We start from the raw sequence: 7,311 nt of genomic DNA, 5'->3' as shown, positions 1-7,311 counted from the left end.
GGTCACCTTACCCTGGCGCCGTGTCGGCACATCCGCCGGCCCTAACCGCCGGACTCTAACTCTACGCCCCGGCCACCTCGATGGGGCAGGCCAACCGCGGCGGTCGCCTGATCGAAGGACGACCGGCTCTTGTCGGCGTCGCTCTCGGTCACGATGCCCTTCTTCTGCAGGGACTGCTTGCGCTGCCAGTCGTTCGCGGCGGAGGCGAGCGCCGCCTTGGCGCCTTCGAGCTGGGCCTGTCGCGATGCGATGCCGGCCTTGGCCGTCCGTTCGGACTGCTCGGAATTGTCGAGATCGGCCTTGGCCTTGGCGAGCGCCGCCTCGGCCTGCCCGAGCTTCTGGGCAGCGATCCGGTCGTCGAGCGCCACCAGCAGATCGCCGGCCTTCACATGCTGGTAGTCCTGCACCGGCACGTCGACGACGTAGCCGGACAGCTGCGGGCTCAGCAGCGCGACCTGCCCCCTCACATAGGCGTCGGTGGTGGTCTCGACCGAGCCGTGGAACGGCGGCAGGTTCCAGGCGAACAGAACCAGCAGGATGCCGGCGGCGCCGATCGCGAGGGCGAGGTAGGTGGCGGAGGATCGGAAGATCTTGGTCATGGCGGTTCGATCTGTCAGGCCGTGGCCGGGACGGCCGCCGGGGTCTTGAAGACGCGTTCGATGGTCTCGTCGACGATCAGGCAGCCGAGCGCGAAGGCGGCGAGGACGGCGGTCGCGAGGAAGGCGTCGGAGTAGGCCAGCGCATAGGCCTGCTGGGTCGCCTGCCTGGACAGGAGAGCCGCGCCCTCCGCGCTCCGCAGCACCGGATCGGCGAGCACGCGGCCGTAGGCGCCGGCGAGCTGGCTGAGACGGAGGCCGACGATCGGATCCGTCGTGGTCAGGTGGTGGACGATCGCGTTCGAGTGGAACTGCTCCCGGCGGGTGACGAAACTGCCGAACACGGCGCTGCCGAGGATGCCGCCCACCTTCTGGGTGGTGAGGAACACGATGATGAAGCTCAGGATGTAGTTGGTGCCGCGCTTCAGCGCCGACATCAGCCCGACAGCGAGCGCCGGCGGCAGATACAGTCCGCCCGCGAAGCCGATCAGCATCTGGCTGACATACATCTGCTCCGGACGGGTGAGCACGGTCACCGAACTGTCGAGATAGGACCCGATGATCAGCAGGACGAGCGCCGCGGCGTGAATCAGGGGTTCGCGCCCGGGCTTCATGATCGCGGCGCAGAAAAGGCCGGACACCACGGCGGAACCGAGCATCACCCAGTAGATGCCGGCCATCTGTTCGTTGGCGAGCCCCATCTGGCGCAGGAAGCTGACGGTGCCGCTCGACTGTTCCGACAGGATGATCCGGAAGACGAGCAGCGCGCCGGTGAAATGGATGATCTCCCGCGACGTCAGCCAGCGGACGTCGAGCAGGGGGTTTTCGCGGTTGAGCTCGATCACCGCCATCGCCGTGATGGCCACGATGCCGACCGCGAACAGGACACCCAGCCACGGCGCCTCGCCCCACCAGTAGAGCTTGCCGGTGGTGAAGGCGACGGCGAACGCGCCGAGGCCGACGGCGACCAGCAGGTAGCTGACGATGTCGAGGACGCCGATGACCTTGGCGCGCGGCGGCGAGGCCAGCGGCAACCAGTAGATCAGCCCGAGCGACACCATCGCGAGGCCCATCTCGAACACGTAGAGCGCATGCCAGCCGCCGAGTTCGAGCAGGCCGGGCGAGAGCAGCCCGGCCACCGGCGTAGACAGGCCGAGCGCCATCAGCGCCAGACAGAGACCGACGTTCAGCTTCCTCTGCGGCGGCACGCATTCGAGCATGTAGAGGAAGGCGAGCGATGACATCGGCGCCGCCGCGGCGCCTGCGAAGAACCGCACGACCAGCGCCGTCTCGTAGTCGCTCACCCACAGGTGCGTGAGGCTGACCAGCACATAGACGACGATCGAGACCTCGGCGAAATTGCGGATGCCGAACTGGGCGCGCGCCTTGAACAGCAGCAGGCTCAGGGAGACGTTCGGCGCCAGATAGGCCGCCATCAGCCAGGTCGCCTCCATGTTCGTCGCCTGAAGCGGGCCGGCAATCTGGGTGAGGTTGGTCGAGATGAAACTCATCCCGAGGCCCTGGGTCAGGGCGATCACCGTCGAGGCCAGCATGTAGGACGCGATCACGAGCGGATGGCGCGCCACGAACGGGGCCATGGCGGACGGCCCCTGCGGCGCGGGCCGGGGCTCCGCGGCCGCGCCGCCCCCCGGCGGCGCCGCAGCGTCGGCGGGAGCTTCGCCCGGAGGCGAAACGTCTGCGGCCGTGACCTCCCGCAGACGCGGCGCATCCGGTTCCGGTACGGCCGGTGCCCGCTCGAGGAGCAGCTCGGTCTCGGCACCTTCGGAACGGAAGGGGGCGGGTGCCTCAGACATGCTCGACCGGCTCACCCATGCGCTCGAGCTGCGCGGCGATCCGATCGAACAGGGCGACGGCGGCGCGCAGGTCGCCATCCTCCAGACCCTCGAAGATCTCGTCGCGGATCTCTTCGCCCAGCCGCTGCACCAGCGCCGCCTGCTCTTTGCCATGTGCGGTCAGCTCGACCTTCTTGGCGCGCCGGTCGTTCTCGGCGGGCACCCGGGTGACCAGGTCGAGTTCGGCCATCCGGTCGAGAAGGCGCACGAGGGTCGGCTGCTCGAGCTCCAGCTCGCAGGCGAGTTCGGTCTGGGTCATGCCGGGTCGCTTGGCGAGCCTGAACAGCGCCCGGGCCCGCGGATAGGTCAGGCCGTGCGCCGTCACCCGCGCGTTGAAGGTGGTCCGCAGCTTGCGGCTGATCTTCGTCATCGCTTCCAGAAACTCGGAGGTGAGAGCGTTGGTGGACGGTGCCATCGACTTTCCATAGTGCACTAACTATTGCTGCGCATATAAATAGCGGACGATTTGTTGCAGTGCAAGAGGGCGCGCGTGATCACGCGGTCCCGGTCCCACCGATGGAGCCATTCTGCCGCGTTACCGCCTCCTTCTCCCTTGTTCGGGCGCCGGTCACTGGACATCCGCTGGCTTCCCCCAATTGAGCGATCCGGTTTGAACCATCTATTTGGTCGGCCTAACGCTGACCTCCGGCGAATTGGAGACAGCCACGCACGTGACAAAAACAAACTGATTGGTATACTTTCAGGAGAATCGGTCGGCACCATTGAGGGACCTATGCGATCAAGCGCTCTCACCGGGCTCGCGCTCTTCCTTTTCGCCTTTCCGTCGCAGACTTTCGCCCAAGACCCAGCCGACTCCTCGCCTGCCAAGCAGGCATCGATTTCAGTACATGCTCGGGAATGGGAGTTTCGGCTCGGTGGCGGCGCCTACGACACGGGCCCATTCACCGCCAATACCTTCTCGGGTGGAACGATCAATGTGGAAATTCTAGCTCCATCCCCGACTTTCCTTTCTGTGTTTGGCGCTCCTCGCCCCTATATCGGTGCAGATGTCGCCGTTTCCGACGACCCGATTAATATCTTCTATGCTGGCCTCAACTGGCAGGTCCAGCTCAATCGCATGTTCTATTTGGGCTTCAGCGTTGGAGGATCTTTCAACACCGACGACAAACACGCGGGAGACGACGGGCGTATCAAAGATCTCGGCGCGCCGGTGCTGTTCCATCTCCAGGCGAGCGCGGGAGTCGACCTGACGGAAAAGCTTGGACTAGAAGTTTATTTGAATCACGTCTCCAACGCGAGCCTCGCATCGGCCAATGACGGGCTCGAATCGACTGGAGCCCGGTTGGTCTACCGCTTCTGACTTGGTAGAATGCTCGGCTGTTGTTCGTCTCGATCAACAGTCGGTTCAGTCCGAGCCCTTTCCTTTGTTATGTTCTGCGTAGTCGGCACAGCCATCGACGATGGAGGAGCAAAGAGAGTCTTTGCCATCCGTCGAATTGTTGTCGCCTGCATAAGCAACCCGAATTACGCGGCCGGCCCAAAACTGCGCTTGGGTATGGCAGTAACCTCCTGAGGTAATTCCGACAGATCCCACCGCCGTGCGACGATCACCCCGGGGCCTGCCTCCTCGCCACCGGCTGCGCCGTCGGCCCGAACTATGAAGGAGCACCGGGCGTGGCACCCTATGCGCTCCTCAGTGTTCATTTACACGCGGATCCAAGGCAATGCCGCCGGCCTCTCCGGCCGCCAAGCGGTGGCTCGCCTTCGACGACCCGGAAATGGGGCGGCTCATCGAAACTGCTCTCGTCAACAACCCGAACGTCGCCATAGCGGAGGCCCGCGTGAAGCAGGCCCGGGCTCGCTATGCCGGCTCGCGCGCCAAGCTCCTGCCGAAAGGCACAGTCTTCGGACTCGGCGATCGCACCCGGATCGGGCTCGGGGACACGGATCGCGTCAACGATGCCCTTTAGAAAGCGGGAGCGGCCTTGAGCGAGCTGACCGAGACGAGCAACGCCGGCCTCCTGCCGACGATTCCGAACCACGTGACCAGCGACCCCCAACAGCACAGCCTTCGATGCGTCCTGGGAACTCGACATTTTCGGCGGGAACCGACGAGCGGCCGAAAGCGCTGCCGCCCGAGCCTAGGCCGCCGCCGCACTCACCGATGCGAAAGTTCAGCTCTCGGCCGATGTTGTTGAAGAAGTCGACGTCTGGGTTGAGGCGGCTGGGGCATTCGCCGGACGACGCGCGCTGCCGCCTTCCGTCAGGCAGGTGTTGGAGCCGGCATCTGGATAAGTTTGGCGAGCTTTCGGAGGTTCTGGGCAGCTGCAGCGAGATGGAACTCGTCGCGGGCGCCGTTGGGGCCGCGGAGTCGCAGTCGATCCAGCCGGAGAATGCGCTTGAGGTGGGCAAACAACATCTCAACCTTCTTGTGCTCGCGTCGGGAGGTGATCCACTCCTCCTCTTGGGCGATGGCGCGCGGGAGGTTGCGTGCTCCTTCATGGACTGAGCGCGGCACCTTCCGGGCCACGGCGCCGGGACAGCATCGCGGCTTGAGCATCCACGCATCGCAGTCGAGCTTGCTGGCCCGATAGCGGAAGAAGCCGTCGGCATGCGGCATGTCCGGATCGCGTCCGCCATAGGGTCGTGTTCGCTTCAACAGCTCCGGATCGATCGAAGGGTGCCCGATACCGCTATAGAACGGGCGAAGGCGAGTCCGAATATCGGTCAGGTCAACGAACCTGTCGATCGAGCGCACCAGATGGCCGGCCGGAACATGGCGCTCGACACTGAACTCGTAGAACAGCGCCTCCTGCGTCACCTGCCGATCGCCCATCATCGCTACGTCCTCCTCTGCTGATGCCGACTGAATCAGGACTTCTCACCCGCGGCAACACCGGCCTTTTTCAACAACATCGGCCGAAGCGGGCCAAGGCTATGTGAGCCTTCGAGGCGCTCAGAAGCAGCTGGCGATCGCCCGCCACTCGGTCGAGCTCCAGAACCAGAAGAAGAGCTATGGGCTCAGCCGGCAGCAGGAAGACGGTGGCACGGCTTCGAAATTCGATTTGGCCCGACCGGAAACCCAGCTCGGCAATACCCAGTCCCAAATCCCGATGATCGAGGCCCAGGTCGAGCAGGCGATGGGTCAGCTTGCCGTGCTCTGCGGTCTCGAACCGGGAGAGCTCGACAAATCTCTGGCGAAGCCGCGCCCGATCCCCTCGCGTCCGAAGCCTGTCATGGTCGGCGATCCGGCGGGGTTGCTTCGTCGGCGGCCGGACATTCGCCGGGCTGAACCCGGCTCGCTGCCAGCAATGCCCAAATCGGACAGGCCGTCGCAGAGTATTTTCCAAAGGTCTCCCTTGTCGGCCTCCGCGCGAGCACGGCGAAAGACGTCGGAAACCTGTTCACGGCGGTTCACTCAGTGCGTTTGGCGGCCCGTCTCTCCAGTGGAATGTGCTGTCTTTCGGACGGGTCGATGCGCAAGCCGAGGAGCCAAAGGGCGCGTTTGCGGAGCACTCACCAACTACAGGCAGGTCGTTCTCGCCGCTCTTCAGGACGCTGAATCGTCCCTCAGCGAGTTCCGTCGTTGCCCCGAGATGTAATCCATCTCGCCAAAGCCTATCGCTCCGCCAGCGATGCTTCCCGGCTGATGGGCGACATGCGCGATGCTGGCACGGTGAGCGTGATCGACGTACTTGATGTCGAGCGCCAACGCCTCGACACTGAGCAGCGTCTTGCACAGGCGCAGGCGGAGCAGACCAACGCCTTTATGGCCTTGCAAAAGAGCCTCGGCCTTGTTTGGCAGGCTACGCCGGAGACGGTCGTCCCATTACCGCGTCCAGCCGAAATGGTCGCGAAGGAATGGCGAGCTCGGGACTGACTATGCGACCCTTGCCGTCAAGAACGCCCAAGCGCAAAGTCGAAGCCATGAGCAGACTCACTGACGAAATCGATGACCAGCTACGGGAGGCGCCGGTCGAAACTCCGCGCCGTGGACGACCGAAAAAAGGCGAAGGCGAACTCGTCACCGAACGCATTGTCGTAGCCGCCACAAATCTGTTCCTCGACAATGGCTTTGCTGAAACCAACATGGACACCATCGCCGTTGCTGCTGGTTGCTCGAAGCGAACACTCTACACTCGTTTCCCGTCGAAGGACGAACTGTTTGAGACGGTAATGCTCAACTTCATGCGGACACGTCTAAAGCTCTTGGAGCTTTCCACGCCATCCGGCTCCGTACTCTATGATCGCCTGACTTGCGCGGGTGAGACGTGCCTCGAACTCGCGCTTTCCCCCGCTGTCATTCAGCTCCATCGTCTTCTGGTATCGGAAAGTGCGAAATTCCCGAAGTTATCCCGGATATTCGAAGCCGTCGTATGGGAACCGGCACTCGCCTTTTTTGTCGGAATCCTCCAGGAGAGCCCGATCGGCAAAGGAAAGACCAAAGCGGAGTTGAGACTGCTGGCGGGACAGTTCGTCGCGCTCGTCGTCGAACGCCCCTTCCGGCATGTCGTCATTGGGCTGCTGCCGCCGAAGGTTACTCCTCAGATGCGCCGGGAGACGAAGGCGTCAGTCAAATTGTTCCTCGACGGCTGCGGACTCGGATGAGCCTCACCGATCCGATCGATATGTTGATCGCGGGAATGGCTCCAGATCAAGACCTTGCGCAAAATACTCCAGTAGGTTGCTGATTGGGTCTGGCAGATCCCGGGGAGCGAGTTTTTCGCAGACGCCAGAAATGGGCATATGCCGCCGGAACCGTGTTGATCGTCCGAAGTGTCCTTAAGATCTCTGCCGCGCAGAGCACTAGTGGATTGATCGGATCAAAGGAGTCCGCTTGGGGATTCCTCTGACGGCGCGGCCGTGCGAGTCTGACGTATGCGCAGCGGCATCTCCTTCAC

At 63.6% G+C, this 7,311-nt stretch carries 8 protein-coding genes and 1 pseudogene; 5 read left to right on the top strand and 4 right to left on the bottom strand.

Annotation, left to right across the window (positions count from 1 at the left end):
* Positions 1-41: 41 nt before the first annotated feature.
* The 3 genes from ACSSVZ_RS27685 to ACSSVZ_RS27675 form a co-directional block, all read right to left on the bottom strand.
* A complete protein-coding gene (locus ACSSVZ_RS27685; RefSeq protein ID WP_453974091.1) occupies positions 42-599 on the bottom strand; it encodes an HlyD family secretion protein in 558 nt (185 codons plus the stop codon).
* Between the two features lie 14 nt (positions 600-613).
* Positions 614-2,194 carry an MFS transporter gene (locus tag ACSSVZ_RS27680; protein ID WP_453974090.1) on the bottom strand — a complete coding sequence of 527 codons (1,581 nt, stop codon included), beginning with the start codon at positions 2,192-2,194 and terminating at the stop codon, positions 614-616.
* Between the two features lie 208 nt (positions 2,195-2,402).
* The gene (locus ACSSVZ_RS27675) at positions 2,403-2,864 is read right to left on the bottom strand and encodes a MarR family winged helix-turn-helix transcriptional regulator (protein ID WP_453974089.1); all 462 of its coding nucleotides are present in this window, start codon (positions 2,862-2,864) and stop codon (positions 2,403-2,405) included.
* Positions 2,865-3,182: 318 nt separating this feature from the next.
* On the opposite strand from ACSSVZ_RS27675, the gene ACSSVZ_RS27670 reads away from it, so the two are divergent.
* On the top strand, positions 3,183-3,770 hold the full coding sequence (locus ACSSVZ_RS27670; protein WP_453974088.1) for an acyloxyacyl hydrolase: 588 nt from the start codon (positions 3,183-3,185) through the stop codon (positions 3,768-3,770).
* Between the two features lie 364 nt (positions 3,771-4,134).
* Positions 4,135-4,380 (top strand): TolC family protein, encoded by a 246-nt coding sequence (locus ACSSVZ_RS27665; RefSeq protein ID WP_453974087.1) that lies wholly within the window; start codon positions 4,135-4,137, stop codon positions 4,378-4,380.
* Positions 4,381-4,673: 293 nt separating this feature from the next.
* Here the strand turns inward: ACSSVZ_RS27665 and ACSSVZ_RS27660 are convergent.
* A pseudogene (locus ACSSVZ_RS27660) lies at positions 4,674-5,015 on the bottom strand (transposase); the annotation flags it as partial.
* Between the two features lie 265 nt (positions 5,016-5,280).
* On the opposite strand from ACSSVZ_RS27660, the gene ACSSVZ_RS27655 reads away from it, so the two are divergent.
* From ACSSVZ_RS27655 to ACSSVZ_RS27645, 3 genes are read left to right on the top strand one after another with little or no spacing between them, the layout of a single operon-like run.
* Positions 5,281-6,012: a TolC family protein gene (locus ACSSVZ_RS27655; RefSeq protein WP_453974092.1), complete on the top strand. Its 732-nt coding sequence runs from the start codon at positions 5,281-5,283 to the stop codon at positions 6,010-6,012.
* Positions 5,997-6,290 (top strand): TolC family protein, encoded by a 294-nt coding sequence (locus ACSSVZ_RS27650; RefSeq protein ID WP_453974086.1) that lies wholly within the window; start codon positions 5,997-5,999, stop codon positions 6,288-6,290. Before ACSSVZ_RS27655 ends, ACSSVZ_RS27650 begins: the two co-directional genes overlap by 16 nt.
* A gap of 47 nt (positions 6,291-6,337) precedes the next feature.
* A complete protein-coding gene (locus ACSSVZ_RS27645; RefSeq protein ID WP_453974085.1) occupies positions 6,338-7,018 on the top strand; it encodes a TetR/AcrR family transcriptional regulator in 681 nt (226 codons plus the stop codon).
* Positions 7,019-7,311: the final 293 nt, after the last annotated feature.

It is taken from the genome of Amorphus sp. MBR-141, from assembly GCF_053628695.1.
This window is presented reverse-complemented; position numbering and strand designations above follow the sequence as displayed.

Coding starts and splice junctions, on each gene's coding strand:
- ACSSVZ_RS27670 (WP_453974088.1), top strand. CDS start 3,183: ATGCGATCAAGCGCTCTCACCGGGCTCGCGCTCTTCCTTTTCGCCTTT.
- ACSSVZ_RS27675 (WP_453974089.1), bottom strand. CDS start 2,864: ATGGCACCGTCCACCAACGCTCTCACCTCCGAGTTTCTGGAAGCGATG.
- ACSSVZ_RS27685 (WP_453974091.1), bottom strand. CDS start 599: ATGACCAAGATCTTCCGATCCTCCGCCACCTACCTCGCCCTCGCGATC.
- ACSSVZ_RS27665 (WP_453974087.1), top strand. CDS start 4,135: ATGCCGCCGGCCTCTCCGGCCGCCAAGCGGTGGCTCGCCTTCGACGAC.
- ACSSVZ_RS27645 (WP_453974085.1), top strand. CDS start 6,338: ATGAGCAGACTCACTGACGAAATCGATGACCAGCTACGGGAGGCGCCG.
- ACSSVZ_RS27680 (WP_453974090.1), bottom strand. CDS start 2,194: ATGGCCCCGTTCGTGGCGCGCCATCCGCTCGTGATCGCGTCCTACATG.